This is a genomic window from Solwaraspora sp. WMMD792, assembly GCF_029626105.1.
In the GTDB taxonomy this organism is placed as follows: domain Bacteria; phylum Actinomycetota; class Actinomycetes; order Mycobacteriales; family Micromonosporaceae; genus Micromonospora_E.
The window spans coordinates 6,174,819-6,190,030 of the sequence record NZ_JARUBH010000009.1; the positions used below are offsets into that span (position 1 = coordinate 6,174,819).

The 15,212-nt window shown below is 71.5% G+C and carries 9 protein-coding genes and 2 pseudogenes; 2 read left to right on the top strand and 9 right to left on the bottom strand.

What is annotated here, in order from left to right; genetic code table 11:
* Window positions 1-45: 45 nt before the first annotated feature.
* From ccsB to hemL, 6 genes and pseudogenes are all read right to left on the bottom strand, one after another.
* Window positions 46-1,047 carry a c-type cytochrome biogenesis protein CcsB gene (gene ccsB, locus O7629_RS28790; protein ID WP_278173180.1) on the bottom strand — a complete coding sequence of 334 codons (1,002 nt, stop codon included), beginning with the start codon at window positions 1,045-1,047 and terminating at the stop codon, window positions 46-48.
* The gene (locus O7629_RS28795; RefSeq protein WP_278173181.1) at window positions 1,047-2,651 is read right to left on the bottom strand and encodes a cytochrome c biogenesis protein ResB; all 1,605 of its coding nucleotides are present in this window, start codon (window positions 2,649-2,651) and stop codon (window positions 1,047-1,049) included. Before O7629_RS28795 ends, ccsB begins: the two co-directional genes overlap by 1 nt.
* Window positions 2,651-3,439 carry a cytochrome c biogenesis protein CcdA gene (locus tag O7629_RS28800; protein WP_278173183.1) on the bottom strand — a complete coding sequence of 263 codons (789 nt, stop codon included), beginning with the start codon at window positions 3,437-3,439 and terminating at the stop codon, window positions 2,651-2,653. The genes O7629_RS28795 and O7629_RS28800 overlap by 1 nt, the downstream gene beginning before the upstream one ends.
* Window positions 3,440-3,512: 73 nt before the next feature.
* Window positions 3,513-4,115: pseudogene (locus O7629_RS28805) on the bottom strand (TlpA disulfide reductase family protein); the annotation flags it as partial.
* Window position 4,116: 1 nt separating this feature from the next.
* Window positions 4,117-4,764 (bottom strand): histidine phosphatase family protein, encoded by a 648-nt coding sequence (locus O7629_RS28810; RefSeq protein ID WP_123607031.1) that lies wholly within the window; start codon window positions 4,762-4,764, stop codon window positions 4,117-4,119.
* Window positions 4,761-6,128, bottom strand: coding sequence for a glutamate-1-semialdehyde 2,1-aminomutase (hemL, locus tag O7629_RS28815; RefSeq protein ID WP_278173189.1), 1,368 nt, complete (start codon window positions 6,126-6,128; stop codon window positions 4,761-4,763). The genes O7629_RS28810 and hemL overlap by 4 nt, the downstream gene beginning before the upstream one ends.
* A gap of 148 nt (window positions 6,129-6,276) precedes the next feature.
* Between hemL and O7629_RS28820 the strand changes: the two genes are divergently transcribed.
* A complete protein-coding gene (locus tag O7629_RS28820; RefSeq protein WP_123607486.1) occupies window positions 6,277-6,606 on the top strand; it encodes an STAS domain-containing protein in 330 nt (109 codons plus the stop codon).
* A gap of 58 nt (window positions 6,607-6,664) precedes the next feature.
* On the opposite strand, the gene O7629_RS28825 is transcribed toward O7629_RS28820, so the two are convergent.
* Together O7629_RS28825 and O7629_RS28830 are read right to left on the bottom strand one after the other, a co-directional pair.
* Window positions 6,665-7,228 carry a response regulator gene (locus O7629_RS28825; RefSeq protein ID WP_278173190.1) on the bottom strand — a complete coding sequence of 188 codons (564 nt, stop codon included), beginning with the start codon at window positions 7,226-7,228 and terminating at the stop codon, window positions 6,665-6,667.
* A complete protein-coding gene (locus O7629_RS28830; protein WP_278173192.1) occupies window positions 7,225-11,589 on the bottom strand; it encodes a HAMP domain-containing protein in 4,365 nt (1,454 codons plus the stop codon). Before O7629_RS28830 ends, O7629_RS28825 begins: the two co-directional genes overlap by 4 nt.
* Before the next feature lie 111 nt (window positions 11,590-11,700).
* Between O7629_RS28830 and O7629_RS28835 the strand changes: the two are divergent.
* A pseudogene (locus tag O7629_RS28835) lies at window positions 11,701-13,779 on the top strand (SpoIIE family protein phosphatase); the annotation flags it as partial.
* Between the two features lie 86 nt (window positions 13,780-13,865).
* Here the strand turns inward: O7629_RS28835 and O7629_RS28840 are convergent.
* Window positions 13,866-15,131 (bottom strand): FAD-binding oxidoreductase, encoded by a 1,266-nt coding sequence (locus tag O7629_RS28840; RefSeq protein ID WP_278173194.1) that lies wholly within the window; start codon window positions 15,129-15,131, stop codon window positions 13,866-13,868.
* Window positions 15,132-15,212: the final 81 nt, after the last annotated feature.

A 15,212-nucleotide genomic window follows, 5' to 3' on the forward strand; every position in this document is an offset into this window, starting at 1 on the left:
CCGGGGCGGTGATTCGCGCCGCGTCCGGACTCGGGCCGGTGCCGGTCAGGCGTAGGAGTGCAGGCTCTCGAAGAAGTAGTTGACCCCGATCAGGTTCATCAGCATGGTGAGGAATCCGAGGATCGCGATCCAGGTGACCGTGGTCCGCCGGACGCTCGGGGTGGCCCGGGCGTGCAGGTAGCCGGCGTAGATCACCCAGGAGATGAACGCCCAGGTCTCCTTCGGGTCCCAGGCCCACGGCCGCGACCAGGCGTGTTCGGCCCAGATCGCCCCGGCGATCACCGCGAAGGTGAAGATCGGGAAACCGATCGCGTGCAGCCCGAAGGTGAGCCGTTCCAGCGAGGCGGCGGCCGGGACCCGCTTGGCCAGCAGGTACGGGAACCGGCGCCGACCCTGCTCGTAGCCGGACCGCAGCAGGAACATTGCGGCCGGGATCGACCCGAGCAGCAGCAGCCCGGAGGACGCCATGATCGTGGAGACGTGGATGGCGTACCAGTAGGACTCCAGCGCCGGCACCAGTGGGGTGATCGGGGTGTAGAAGACCAGGCCGGCCATCCCGAGCAGGGCGACCATCACCAGGGCGACGAACAGCCCGAGTGGGCGCAGCGACGGACGCCGGTAGACCATCACCAGCCAGGCGGCCACCCCGACGAAGGTGATGGCCAGCATGTACTCGTACATGTTGCCCCACGGCAGCCGCTCGGCGGCGACCCCTCGGGTGACCAGGCAGGCCAGGTGGAACAGGGCACCCAGCACGGTGGCGCCGGCGGCGAACCAGCCGGCGAGTCCGACGCCGGCCCAGCCGGTCCGCTCGCTGCCCGTACCCGTGGTCTTGTAGATGGCCGGACCGGTCAGGTCGGATCCGGGCGCCGGCTGCGTGGGCCCGCCGCCGGTCCCGGCAGCCGCGACGGCGGCGAGTTCGCGGTCGGGCAGCGTCGCGGCGGCGGTACGCCGGGTGCCGAACCCGGCTTCGACCGCGTGGCAGATCATCGCGAGCAGATACGCGAAGATCGCCACCACCAGGAGTTGATCCGACAGTGCTGACATCAGTGCCGTCCTTCCCGTGGCCCGGCGTCGCCGCCGAGTGCCCGGATGAGCTCCCGGAACTCGTCGCCGAACCCGGGATGGTCGGTGCGCGGCAGCCCACCGGCCTCGACCAAGCTACTACCGGGCGTCGTTGACGCTGCGTCGGGGCCGGCCGGTGTGACCCGGAACCACACCCGGCGGCGTCGGCCGAACAGTGCCGGCATCAGCCCGAGCAGCAGCGCCGCCGAGCTGGCCAGCAGCAGGCCGCTGCCGGGATCGTGCCGGACCGACAGGGTCACGTACTGCGAAATGTCGAGAAATTCGATGGTGGTGCCGTCGTCCAGGGTCATGGTCTCGCCGACCCGCAGCAGCTGCGGGTCACCGACCGGCAGCAGCCGGCCGGCCTCCACCTGCCGCTGGTCGATCTGGTAGACCGAGCCGGGGATGCCGGCGTCCAGACCGAGGTTGCCCCGGTACGCCCACAGCATCACCGCCGGGTCGCGCAGCTCCGGGTGGGTGGAGCGGACGTACGGCGGCTGCTGCGGGGCGGACGGCAGGAAGAGCCCTTCGAAGGCCACCTGCAGCTGCGGGTCCCGCTCGCCGGTCGTCGGGTCGACGTTGGCGTCCGGGAAGCTGGCGACCCCTTCGCTGGTCAGCATCCCGTCGACGGCCAGGAACGGCGCGGAGACGGTCTGCGCCTGCCCGTAGCGGTCGGTGTAGCGCAGCACCGGCACGTAGCCGTGCCCGAGCAGGTAGACGTTGGCGCCGTCGAGGCGCAGCGGGGAGTTCACCGAGAACGTCTCGGACCGGCCGGCACCGCCGTCGGCGTCGACCCGCACCTCGGCGGAGTAGCTGGCCGGCTGCCCGGTCTCCAGGAAGGTGGCGGTGAAGTCGGTCAGCTCCAGACAGAACCGGGGCAGGTCACCATCGGAGATCCGGGGGCCGAGCCGGTACTCGTCGTACTGCTGCACGGTGTTGCAGAACGCGGTGTCCGGCCCGGCGACCAGCAGCCGGTTGCCGTTCCAGCCGAACCAGCTGCCCACGGCGACCCCGAGCAGGACGCCGATCAGCGACAGGTGGAAGACCAGGTTGCCGGTCTCCTTCAGGTGGCCTTTCTCGGCGGCGACGCTGTCGTCGGTGACGGTGACCCGCCAGCGGCGGCGGCGCAGTTCGGCGGCGATCGCGTCCCGCGCGGCGGCGGGTGCGTCGCCGTCCGTGGTGTCGCCGACTGCGGCGTCGCCGGCGGTGGTCCAGCGGGCGTGCTGCGGCAGCCGGTCCAGCCGGCGCGGCGCGGCCGGCGGCGCGGCCCGCAACGCCCGTACGTGCTCGCGCAGCCGGGGCACGATGCAGCCGACCAAAGAGGTGAACAGCAGCAGGTAGATCGCCGCGAACCAGGTCGAGGCGAACACGTCGAACATGCCGAGCCGGTCCAGCACCGGAGCCAGCCGCGGGTTCGCCGCGAAGTACGCGTCGACGTTTTCGATGTTGACGTCGCGTTGCGGCAGCAGCGAACCGGGGATCGCCGCCACCGCCAGCAGGAAGAGCAGGATCAGTGCGGTCCGCATGCTGGTCAGCTGCCGCCACGAGTTGCGCAGCAGAGCCAGCGCCGGATTCGGCCGGGACATCAGATGCCGACCTCGCCGGCCCCGACGGTGGCCTGGAACCAGATGACGAAGTCGGTCCAGGCGCCGGTGACCAGCGCCGCCCCGACCAGGATCAGCATCGCCCCGCCGACCCGGGTGACCCAGCGGCTGTTGCGCCGGATCACCGTGAACACGCCGAGCAGCCGGCGGAACGCCAGGCCGAAGACGACGAACGGCAGGCCGAGTCCGAGGCAGTACGCCACGGCGAGCGCCACCGCCCGGTCGGTCTGACCGCTGACCGTCGCCATCCCCATCACCGCGCCGAGGGTGGGGCCGACGCACGGCGTCCAGGACAGCGCGAAGACCGCGCCGAACACCGGGGCGCCGACCAGGCCGGCCTCCGGCAGCCGGCGTACCCGCACCTCGCGTTGCAGGCCGGGCACCAGACCGAGGAAGGCGAGCCCGAACAGGATGATCAGCAGCCCGACGCCGATCTCCACCGGCCGCTGGTAGACGAACAGGTGGCGGCCGACGCTGGCCATCAGGATCGCGGTGAGGGTGAAGACCACGGTGAATCCGCTGATGAACAGCAGGGTTCCGGCCAGCACCCGGCCGTGTCGGCCGCCGAACGAACCGCCGGCACCGCTGCCGCTGCTGCCACCGGTGGCGTCGAGGTCGGAGCCGGCCAGTCCGGTCACGTACGACAGGTAGCCGGGGGCGAGCGGAAGGATGCACGGGGAGAGGAAGCTGACCAGCCCGGCCAGCGCGGCCAGGCCGAGAGCCAGCAGCACCGGACCGCCCCGGGCGATCTCGGCGAACGTCTCACCCATCGGCCGGATCCGGCTCGGCGCCGGTGCCGCCGCCGGTCGCCTCGCCGCCGCCGGTCGCCTCGCCGGCGCCGGTCGCCTCGGCAACGACCTCTTCGACCAGCGGCTGCAGGTCGTCCTGGCGGATCTCGGCGCGGACGACGGTGGCGATCCGGCCGCTCCGGTCGATGATCATCGTCGCGGGGATGCTGTTCGGCGGGATGTTGAAGTCCAGGGCGAGCCGGCTCGCCGGGTCGAACAGGCTCGGGTACGTCACCCGGCCCGCCTCGAAGGCGCGGGCCTTGTCCCGTTCGTCGCGGACGTTGATGCCGAGGAAGCGCACCCCTCGGTCCCGGGTCGCCTGGTAGGTGGCCTCCAGGTCGGCGGCCTCGGCCCGGCAGGGCGGGCACCAGGAGCCCCAGAAGTTGACCACCAGGACCTGGCCCCGGTACGCCGCCGGATCGAACGCGGAGCCGTCGAGCAGCTCGGCGTCCAGCTCCGGTGCCGCCGGCCGGTCGTCACCGGTGCACCGGATCACGCCCTGCGGATCGGTCTCGCAGTCGGTCGCCCAGTCGCTGGCCGTGCAGCCGGTCAGGGCGAGCGCGGCGGCCAGCGTACCGGCGAGAAGGGCGGCAGACCGGGCGAGCCCGGCGGCAGACCGGCGGCCCGGCGCGATCAGCCCACGACGTGCCGACCGCATCTCAGGCCCCCTTGGCCGTCCGCGCCGACGGCGACATGGCGATCAGGTGGGCAGCCGGCTCGGAGTAGCCGATGCCGACCACCTTCGCGTCCTCGAAGTGGATCGCGGTCAGGCTGGCCAGGCCGCACTGCCGGCGGCGCGGGTCGTGCCAGAGCCGCTTGCGTTCCAGGTAGCGGCGCAGCGTCCAGATCGGCAGCTGGTGGGAGACGCAGACCGCCTCGTGGCCCTCGGCGGCGACCCGGGCGGCGTGCACCGCGGCGAACATCCGCTCGGCGATCGCGGTGTAGGCCTCCCCCCACGACGGGGTGACCGGGTCGCGCAGCACCCACCAGTTACGCGGGTCGCGGAACGACCCGTCGCCGGGGGAGACCCGCCGGCCCTCGAACCAGTTGGCCGACTCGATCAGCCGTTCGTCGACCGACACCGGCAACCGGAACTGGGCCGCGATCGGCTCGGCGGTCTCCTGGGCGCGTTCCAACGGACTGGCGACCACGTGCACCACGTCCCGGTCGGCGAGGGCCTGGCTGGCCGCCTTGGCCATCTGCACACCGAGTTCGGAGAGCCGGAAACCGGGCAGCCGGCCGTACAGGATCTTCTCCGGGTTGTGGACCTCGCCGTGTCGCAGTACGTGGACGACCGTCCGTTTCATGCGCTGTCCCCCAGCGTCGGTGCCCGCAGCGCGCCGTCCGCCGCCGCAGCGGCGGCTGCGGCCCCGGCCGGCAGCGCCGTCGCGAGCTGCTCCAGGGCGGCGTCGTCGATCGCCGCCGAGACGAACCATGCCTCGAACGCACTGGGGGGCAGGTAGACGCCGTGCGCGAGCATCGCGTGGAAGAAGGCCCGGTACGCGTCGACGTCCTGCAGGCGGGCGCCAGCGTAGTCGGTGACCTGGGCGTCGGTGAAAAAGATGGAGAACATGGTGCCGGCGGTGGAGAGCCGGTGCGGTACCCCGGCGGCGGTGAGCGCCCCGGTGGCCAGCTCGGCGACCCGGGTCGCGGTGTCGGCCAGCCGCCGGTACAGGTCGGCGTCGGCCAGCCGGAGCGTGGCCAGCCCGGCGGCGCAGGCCAGCGGGTTCCCGGAGAGCGTGCCGGCCTGGTAGACCGGGCCGGCCGGGGCCAGCTGCCGCATGATCTCGGCCCGACCGCCGAACGCGGCGGCCGGCAGGCCGCCACCCATCACCTTGCCGTACGTGTAGAGGTCGGCGTCGACCGGCTCCAGCTCGGCCCAGCCGCCCCGGGCGACCCGGAACCCGGTCATCACCTCGTCGACGATCAGCAGCGCGCCGTGGGCGTGAGCGATCCGGGCCAGTGCGGCGTTGAAGCCGGGGGCGGGCGGCACCACACCCATGTTGCCGGCGGCCGCTTCGGTGATGATCGCGGCGATCTGGTCGCCGTGCTCGGCGAAGGTCGCCTCCACCGCCGCCACGTCGTTGTACGGCAGCACGATCGTCTCGCTGGCGGCGGCACCGGTCACCCCGGGCGAGTCGGGCAGCCCGAGGGTGGCCACCCCGCTGCCGGCGGCGGCAAGCAGCGCGTCGACGTGACCGTGGTAGCAGCCGGCGAACTTGACGATCCGGGGCCGACCGGTGTGCCCCCGGGCCAGCCGGATCGCCGACATCGTCGCCTCGGTGCCGGAGTTGACCAGCCGGATCTGCTCCACCGGGGTACGGTCGACGATCTCGGCGGCCAGCTCCACCTCGCCGGGCGTCGGCGTACCGAAGCTGGTGCCGTGCGCGGCGGCTGCGCTGAGCGCGGCGACCACCTCGGGGTGGGCGTGGCCGAGGATCAGCGGTCCCCAGGAGCAGACCAGGTCGAGGTAGCGGCGGTCGTCGGCGTCGAACAGCCACGGGCCGGACCCCCGGACCATGAACCTGGGGGTCCCGCCGACCGCCCGGAAGGCGCGCACGGGCGAGTTGACCCCGCCAGGGATGATCCTGGTGGCGCGGTCGAACAGGGCCTGGGATGCGGGCGCGTGCGCCGGGTACGGGCGGGCGCCGGCAGTTTCGGTGGCAGTCACGGCCCTGCCATTGTGGCAGCGTCACCAGGCGACCGCACATCCGACCCTGCCCAGCGGCCGGGTTGCGGCGCCCGCCGTGCCCACCGGCCGGGGTCGCGGCGACCGCCGTACCAGGGCCGGGCTCGCGCTGTCGCGATACGCTGGCCGGGTGGAGCGGGCGGAGTTGTCGATCGCGTTGCGGCGCACTCCCGACGAGGCTGTGCTACGCCTCGTCGGTGAGATCGACATGCTCACCGCCGCCCAGCTGTCCACCACCGTCAACGATCTGCTCGGTGACGCGCCGTCCCGGATCGTGCTGGACATGGCCGGTGTCACCTTCTGCGACTCGCAAGGGCTGGGCACCCTGGTGGTGCTCACCCGCAAGGCCAGCCATGCGCAGAGTCTGCTGCTGCTCACCAACGTCGGCGAGTTCCTGCACCGGGTGTTGAACATCACCGGGCTGCGGTCGGCGCTCACCATCCGTAACGGCGCCGGCTGACCCGGTCCGGCCAACTCGGCGTCGCGGTCAGCCGGGGCGGCCAGCCCGGCCGCTGCGGTCAGCCGACCCGGCCGTCGCCGCCCCAGCGGGCCGTCTCCAACTCGTCGGCGACCTCGGCCGGATTCACCTCGCCGTCGCGCAGCCGGGCGGTCGCCCGGTCGATCGCCGCACACAGTTGCCGTACCTGTTCGTCCCGCTGCCGGACCAGGTCCGCCTGGGTGGCGAGTTGGCGGTTCTTCACCCAGAGGTCGACGAAGACGCCAACCTTGGCCCGCAGCACCCACGGGTCGAAGGGCTTGATCAGGTAGTCGACCGCGCCGGCGGCGTACCCGCGCAGGGCGAGTTGGGCGTCGCGGTCCGCGGCGGTCAGGAACAGGATCGGTACGTGCCGGGTGCGTTCGCGACGCTTGATGTGGTTGGCCGTCTCGAATCCGTCCATCTCCGGCATCTGCGCGTCCAGCAGGATCACCGCGAAGTCGTCCACCAGTAGTTTCTTCAGCGCGTCCTCGCCGCTCTCCACCGCCACGGCCTGCACCGGCAACCCCTGCAGGATCGCCTCCAGGGCGAGCAGGTTGTCCCGCCGGTCGTCCACCAGCAGTACTTTCGCCGATCCGGCAGTCACGAGTTCAACTCCTCAGCCGCGTTGATCCAGGTCACCATCAGGGTGATCAGTTCGTCCAGGTCCACCGGCTTGGTGATGTAGTCCGTCGCCCCGGCCTGCAGCGCGGACTCCCGGTCACCCGGCATCGCCTTCGCGGTCAGGAAGACCACCGGCAGGTCCGCGAAGCGTTCGTTGCGGCGGATGATCCGGGTCGTCTCGTAACCGTCCTGGTCCGGCATCATCGCGTCCATCAGCACGATGTTCACTTCGGGGCGTTCGGCGAGTTTACGTACGCCGTCGACCCCGTTGTCCGCATAGATCACGGTCATCCCGTGCAGCTCCAGCGCACTGGTCAGCGCGAAGACGTTGCGGACGTCGTCGTCGATGATCAGTACGGTGGCCCCGTCCAGCCGCCGGGTGGTCGGCGGTTCGGGGCGGTCCACCTCGATCGGCCGGGTCAGCGGTGGCAGCGCGGTGCGGATCGGCGCCGCGGCCGGCAACGGTGCCGGCGGCAGCACCGCGTCGGTGTTGAGCACGTCGGGAACGTACAGCGTGAAGGTGGATCCTTCGCCCGGCACCGACGACACGGAGATCGCGCCGCCGATCAGCCGGGCCAGGTCGCGACTGATCGACAGGCCGAGGCCGGTGCCGCCGTACCGCCTGCTGGTCGTTCCGTCCGCCTGCTGGAACGCCTCGAAGATCAGCGAGAGCTTGTCGTCGGAGATGCCGATTCCGGTGTCGATCACCGTGAAGGCGACCACCTGGTCGGCGGTGGACAGTGCGGGTTGTTCGAAGGTCAGGTCCGGCGGGGCGGGGGCGATCTGCAGCGTCACCGACCCGGCGTCGGTGAACTTCACCGCGTTGGACAGCAGGTTGCGCAGGATCTGCTGCAGCCGCTGCGCGTCGGTGACGACCGCCGGCGGCAGGTCCGGCGCCACCTCGACGCGCAGTTCCAGCCCTTTCTCGTCGACCTGCGGCGCGAACGCCTGCTCGACGTAGGACCGGATCTCGCCGAACGGCACCTCGGCCGGCTGCACGTCCATCCGGCCGGCCTCGATCTTCGACAGGTCGAGGATGTCGTCGATGAGGGACAGCAGATCGGAGCCGGCACTGTGGATGGTCTTGGCGAACTCGATCTGCTTGCCGGTGAGGTTGTCGTCCGGGTTGTCGGCCAGCAGCCGGGCCAGCAGGAGCAGCGAGTTCAGCGGGGTACGCAGCTCGTGGCTCATGTTGGCCAGGAACTCCGACTTGTACGCCGAGGCCCGGGACAGCTGCTGGGCCTTCTCCTCCAGACCGATCCGGGCCAGTTCGATCTCCCGGTTCTTGGTCTCGATGTTGCCCTTCTGCTCGGACAGCAGGCGGGCCTTGTCCTCCAGTTCGGCGTTGGTGCGCTGCAGTTCGGCCGACTGGGCCTGCATCTCGTTGGCCAGCCGCTGCGACTGGGCGAGCAGTTCCTCGGTGCGCTTGTTCGCCTGGATGGTGTTGACCGCGATGCCGATCGTGGCGACCAGCCGCTCCAGGAACGCCAGGTGCAGCTCGGAGAAGGCGGCGACGGAGGCGAACTCGATCACCCCCAGCATCTCGCCTTCGAACAGCACTGGCAGCACCACATGGTCCCGGGGCGGGATGCTGAGCAGCCCGGACCGCAGGGTGAGCGCGCCGGTGGCGCCGGCACCCACCCGGATGGTCCGGCGGGAGACGGCGGCCTGGCCGACCAGCCCTTCACCCGGCCCAAAAATGATCTTGTGGTCCCGGGCCACGTAGCCGTACGCGGCGGTGAGCCCGAGGCGGGTCACCCCGTCGTCGGCGTCGGCGAGGAAGAACGCGCCGAGCTGCGCGTCGACCAGCGGCGTGACCTCATTCATAATCATGCGACAGACCTCGCCGAGGTCCCGCTGCCCCTGCAGCAGACCACCGATCCGCGCCAGGTTCGAGTCCAGCCAGCCCTGCTCGGCGTTCTTCTTGGTGGTGTCCCGCAGGGTGACGATCATCTGGTTGATGTTGTCCTTCAGTTCGGCGACCTCGCCCTGCGCCTGCACGGTGATGTGCTGGGTCATGTCGCCTCGGGTCACCGAGGTGGAGACCTGGGCGATCGCCCGCAGCTGGGTGGTCAGGGTGGACGCCAGCTGGTTGACGTTCTCGGTGAGGTCGCGCCAGGTGCCGGAGACGCCCTTGACCTGTGCCTGGCCGCCGAGCTCCCCCTCGGTGCCGACTTCGCGGGCGACCCGGGTGACCTCGTCGGCGAACGACGACAGTTGGTCGACCATGGTGTTCACGGTCGATTTCAGCTCCAGGATCTCGCCCTGCGCGTCGACGGTGATCTTCTGCGACAGGTCGCCCTTGGCGACGGCGGTGGTGACCGAGGCGATGTTACGGACCTGGCTGGTGAGGTTGGAGGCCATCGAGTTGACGTTGTCGGTGAGGTCGCGCCAGGTGCCGGAGACGCCCTTGACCTGTGCCTGGCCGCCGAGTTTGCCTTCGGTGCCGACTTCGCGGGCGACCCGGGTGACCTCGTCGGCGAAGGAGGAGAGCTGGTCGACCATGGTGTTCACGGTCGACTTCAGCTCCAGGATCTCGCCCTGCGCGTCGACGGTGATCTTCTGCGACAGGTCGCCCTTGGCGACCGCCGTGGAGACCTGGGCGATGTTCCGTACCTGGGCGGTCAGGTTCGACGCCATCGAGTTGACGTTGTCGGTCAGGTCCCGCCACGTCCCGGCCACCCCGCGCACCTGGGCCTGGCCGCCGAGTTTGCCTTCGGTGCCGACTTCGCGGGCGACCCGGGTGACCTCGTCGGCGAACGACGACAGTTGGTCGACCATGGTGTTGACGGTCGACTTGAGTTCGAGGATCTCGCCGCGTGCGTCGACGGTGATCTTCTGGGAGAGGTCGCCCTTGGCGACGGCGGTGGTGACCGAGGCGATGTTGCGGACCTGGCTGGTGAGGTTGGAGGCCATCGAGTTGACGTTGTCGGTGAGGTCGCGCCAGGTGCCGGAGACGCCCTTGACCTGTGCCTGGCCGCCGAGTTTGCCTTCGGTGCCGACTTCGCGGGCGACCCGGGTGACCTCGTCGGCGAACAGCGACAGTTGGTCGACCATGGTGTTGACGGTCGACTTGAGTTCGAGGATCTCGCCGCGTGCGTCGACGGTGATCTTCTGCGACAGGTCGCCCTTGGCGACCGCCGTGGAGACCTGGGAGATGTTACGGACCTGACTGGTCAGGTTGCCGGCCAGCTGGTTCACGTTCTGCGTGAGGTCACGCCACGTCCCGGAGAGCCCTCGGACCTGGGCCTGACCACCCAACTTGCCTTCGATACCGACCTCCCGGGCGACCCGGGTGACCTCGTCGGCAAACCACGACAACTGGTCCACCATCGTGTTGACCGTCGATTTCAGTTCGAGGATCTCGCCCTGGGCGGCGACGGTGATCTTCTGGGAGAGGTCGCCCTTGGCGACCGCCGTGGAGACCTGGGCGATGTTCCGTACCTGGGCGGTCAGGTTCGACGCCATCGAGTTGACGCTGTCGGTCAGGTCCTTCCAGGTGCCGGCCACGTTCGGCACCTGGGCCTGCCCGCCCAGCTTGCCCTCCGTACCGACTTCGCGGGCGACCCGGGTGACCTGCTCGGCGAACAACCGCAGCGTGTCGGTCAGCATGTTGATCGTGTCGGCGAGCTCGGCGACCTCACCCTTGGCCGACACGGTGATCTTCTGCGACAGGTCGCCCCGCGACATCGCGGTGGCCACCTGGGAGATCGACCGGACCTGGTGGGTCAGGTTGGAGGCCATCGAGTTGACGTTGTCGGTCAGGTCCTTCCAGGTGCCGGAGACCCCCTTGACCCGCGCCTGACCACCCAGCTTGCCCTCGGTGCCCACCTCCCGGGCGACCCGGGTGACCTCGTCGGCGAACGACGACAGCTGGCCGACCATCGTGTTCACCGTCCGGCCGATCCGCAGGAACTCGCCGCGCAGCGGCTGTCCGTCGATCTCCAGCTCCATGTGCTGGGACAGGTCACCTTCGGCGACCGCCCGGATCACCCGGGCGATCTCGGTGGTCGGTCGACCCAGGTCGTCGATCAGCGCGTTGATCGCCTGGTGGTTGTCCGCCCAGGCGCCGCCGAAGCCCTCCTCGTCGAGGCGTTCGCTGAGCCGGCCGTCCCGGCCGACGATCCGGCTGATCCGGCGCAGGTCCAGGTGCTGACGTTCCTGCAGCGAGACCACCTCGTTGAAGGCGTCGGCGACCTCGCCGGCCACCCCGACCCGGCGGGGCAGCCGTACCTTCAGATCCCCCTGCCCCACCCGGCGCAGCGCCTCGGCGAGCTCGGTCAGCAGCGCGGTCTCGTCGATCGCCGGCCGTTGGTCGGAGGACAGCTGTTTCGCGCTGGTCATAACTCCTCGCTCAGCTCTGGGAGTGGGCTGACCTCATCATTGCTCGACTACCGTGGCAGATGCGAGGCGCATGCCCGCACCAATCTGTCAGGGGATCGGAGGAACCGGCAGGTGACAGCTAGGGCCGAGCGTTCCGCCACCGGCACCGGGAGTGAGCATGTCCGGCGGGTTCGCCTGCCGGCCGACCGACGAACCCCGGCCACCGCACGTGCGGTAGTCAGGTCGGTACTGTCCGAAGCTGCCCTGGATGAACTGATCAACGAGGCGCTGCTGCTCACCACCGAGCTGTCCACCAACGCGGTCGTACACGCCGGCACCGAGCTGATCATCGAGGTGGTGGCCGACCCGGTCGGGCTGACCGTCACGGTCACCGACTTCGCCGCCGGCCCGATCGAGAACGTCGCCGCGCTGCCCCGCAACGAGCGGCAGAACATCTCCGAGGTGTCCGAGCGGGGCCGGGGCCTGCTCCTCGTCGACCACTTCGCCAGCCGGTGGGGCACCACCCACCTGCGCACCGGCAAGGGGGTCTGGTTCCGGCTCGACCGGCACGGCACCCCACCGGCACCGGACGACTGGTTCCCGCCGTGGCCGGCCGGCACCCGGCCGGCACCCGCCGCCGACGACGATCACCACTCGCGGCCGCCGGCCGCGCCCAGCGCCGGGACACTCGCCGCGCTGATGCAGGCCGGGCCGGAACCGCACGCCGACGATCCGCTCGCGGACCTGGCCGGCAGCCTGCTCGCCCGGGTCGCGGACCTGGTCGGCGCGGCCGGTGGCACCGTCCGGCTGGACCGTGGCGACGGCAACGGGGTCCAGATCCTGGCGCGGTACGGCCGGCAGCCGCGCTCCGGTGAACTACTGCGCGTACCACTGACCGTGCACCGGCCGTACTCTGGGGAACTCGAACTGGACGCCGCGCCGTCGGACTACGCCCGGCCGCTGGCCGCGCTCGTCGCCGAACGGCTCTCGCTGCATTTGGAGAACGACCGGCTGCGCCGCGCCGACCTGCGCCGGCAGACCTGGCTGACCTTCCTGGCCGAGGCGAGTGAACTGCTCGCCCAATCACTCGACGTCGACCTGACAATGGCGTTGATCCCGCAGCTGGTGGTGCCCCGGCTCGGCCGGTGGTGCGCGGTGCACACCGCGGACGAGTGGGGCCAGCTGCAGTTGGCCGCCGCGAGCCACGCCGACGAGACGGTCCTGCCCACGCTGCACGCCACACTGCGCGAGTCCGGCCCCGACTCCGTGCTGGCCCGGCTGCGGGAGGCGTCGCGCAGCGGATCACAGGTGCCGCTCGGCGCGCCGATGGAGGGCTTCGCCGTACCGCTGGTGGCCCGGGGTCAGCGGCTCGGCACCCTCGCGGTCGGCCGGCACCTGCGGCACCGGCACGACCCGGACGAGGTGTCGGTCCTGGAGGACGTCGCCCGGCGGGCCGCGCTGGCCATCGACAACGCCCGGATCCATCAGGAACGCCGACGGGTCGCGCACACCCTGCAACAGTCGCTGCTGCCGCCAGGGCTGCCCACCATCGGCGGGATCGGGCTGGCCGCCGAGTACGTGCCCAGCGGCGACGCGGTCGAGGTCGGCGGGGACTTCTACGACGTGGTGCCGCTGTCGGAGGGCCGCTGGCTGGTGGTGGTCGGCGACGTGTCCGGCAAAGGGGTGCAGGCCGCCACCGTCACCGGGCTGGTCCGGGACGTCATCCGGGTGCTGGTACGCGACGGAAAGGCGCTGCCGGAGGTGCTGGCCCGGCTCAACGACACGCTCGTCGAACGGGGCGGTGGCCGCTACTGCACGCTCGCGATGGCCGCCGTGACGGTCACCGCCGACCAACAGCTGGACGTCCGGCTGCACCTGGCCGGCCACGACCGGCCGGTGCTGATCAGCGGGTACGGGCAGGCCCGGTTCGTCGGTGCCGGTGGCACGGCGCTCGGGCTGCTGGAGGAGATCGTCGCACCGTCGGTGGACCTCAGCCTGGCACCCGGCGACTCGCTGGTCTTCTACACCGACGGGATCACCGAGCGGCGCAACGGGCGGGAGCTGTTCGGCACCGAGCGGCTGCGCCGCGCGGCGGCACCGCTGGCCGGCTTCTCCGCCGACGTGGTGGCGGCCCGGCTGCGTACCACGACGCTGGACTTCTCGGTCGAGGCACCTCGCGACGACATCGCAATCCTGGTGGTACGCAACGAGCCGGCGGCGAAGGCCGGCCCGGCCGGCCGGGCCGGCCTTCGCCGCCCACCCAGACCAGCGCGTGACCCACTGACCGGGTGACCCGGTCACGACCCGCCGGTGAACCGGCCGGGCGCCAGCCGGTGCTGCGGGTCGAACCGTTGCTTGAGCTCAAGTAGCCGGGGCAGGCCCGGCCGGTGGCCCCAGATGTCGACGGCCTGTCGGACCTCGGCGGGCGCGGTCAGCACCACGCAGCTGCCGCTGCGCGCCAGCAGCACCGCCCGAACCGTCGCCAGGGTCTCGGCGACCCGCTCCGGCGGCGTCGACCCGGGAAGTACGGCGTGCACCAGGCCGGTGCCGACCGAGCCGCGAACACCGATGGGCGCGCCGACCGCGTCGCGCACCGCGTAGATCGCGGCGTGCAGGTGCGCGGCCGGTACGTCGAGCCGCAGAGCGATATCGGTGGCGGTGAACGGGTAACGCCGCCACCAGACCGGCGGTCGGGCGGTGTCGACGGCGTCCCCGCCGAGCAGTGCCGCCGCCCGGCCGGCGCGTTGCCGGTTCAGACCCGGCTCGCCCTCGAACAGCACCGCGAGCTGCCCGCCGGGCGGCACCTGGGACGGCCGGACGGTACGCGCGGGGTGTGCCGGCAGATCCAGCTCGACCGCCACCGGGTGCAGCCCGTCGACGGTCAGCTCGCCGACCAGGTCGCGTACCTCCAGCGGGGTGTGCACGGTGCGTCGCACCCAGCGTCGGTCGGCCGGCACCGGCTGCAGCCGGACCGTCGCGGCGACCAGCACCGCCAGGGCCCCCTGCGAACCGCAGAGCAGGTGGGGCAGTTCGTCATCGGCGTCAGTCTCCGACGCCGCCCGGACCAGCCGCCCGGCGGCGTCGACGTAGTCGACCCCGGTCACGTGCCGGCACGGCGGACCGTGCCGATGGCTCAACGGTCCGGTCTCGTCGGTGGCGACGATCCCGCCGACCGTCGCCGACGCGGAGGGCGGGTCCAGCGGCATCCGCCAGCCGGCCCGGCCGACGGCCTGCTGGGCGGTGTGCAGCGGGGTGCCCGCGCCGACCCGGACGGTGCGTGATCCTGGCGGGCGGTGCCAGACGCCGACCAGCCGGGAGGTGTCCAGCACGATGTCCACCTGGGACGGAGGAGTCCACCAGTCCAATTTGCTGCCGGAGCCGCGGGGGATCAGGGTCAGATCCCGATCGGCGCACAGCCGCAGCACCTCGGCGGTCGCCGAGGCCGTGCCCGGTGCCGCTACCCAACGCGGAGCGGCGGCCGCCACCTCATCGTCGGGGCCAGCCTCGCGCACGTGCGCGGCACCACAGATCTCAGCCAGTCGAGCGGCCACGTCCTGAATCACCGTCGAGTCACCCCCCGCGCTGATCGTACACGTGTTCTAATCGATCCGGTTGGCCGTGCGGCGTGCCGCCGCGACCGGGCG

What these genes read in the sequence shown, in the direction of transcription:
- ccsB (WP_278173180.1), bottom strand. Translation starts at nt 1,047, where the DNA reads ATGTCAGCACTGTCGGATCAACTCCTGGTGGTGGCGATCTTCGCGTAT.
- O7629_RS28795 (WP_278173181.1), bottom strand. Translation starts at nt 2,651, where the DNA reads ATGTCCCGGCCGAATCCGGCGCTGGCTCTGCTGCGCAACTCGTGGCGG.
- O7629_RS28800 (WP_278173183.1), bottom strand. Translation starts at nt 3,439, where the DNA reads ATGGGTGAGACGTTCGCCGAGATCGCCCGGGGCGGTCCGGTGCTGCTG.
- O7629_RS28810 (WP_123607031.1), bottom strand. Translation starts at nt 4,764, where the DNA reads ATGAAACGGACGGTCGTCCACGTACTGCGACACGGCGAGGTCCACAAC.
- O7629_RS28830 (WP_278173192.1), bottom strand. Translation starts at nt 11,589, where the DNA reads ATGACCAGCGCGAAACAGCTGTCCTCCGACCAACGGCCGGCGATCGAC.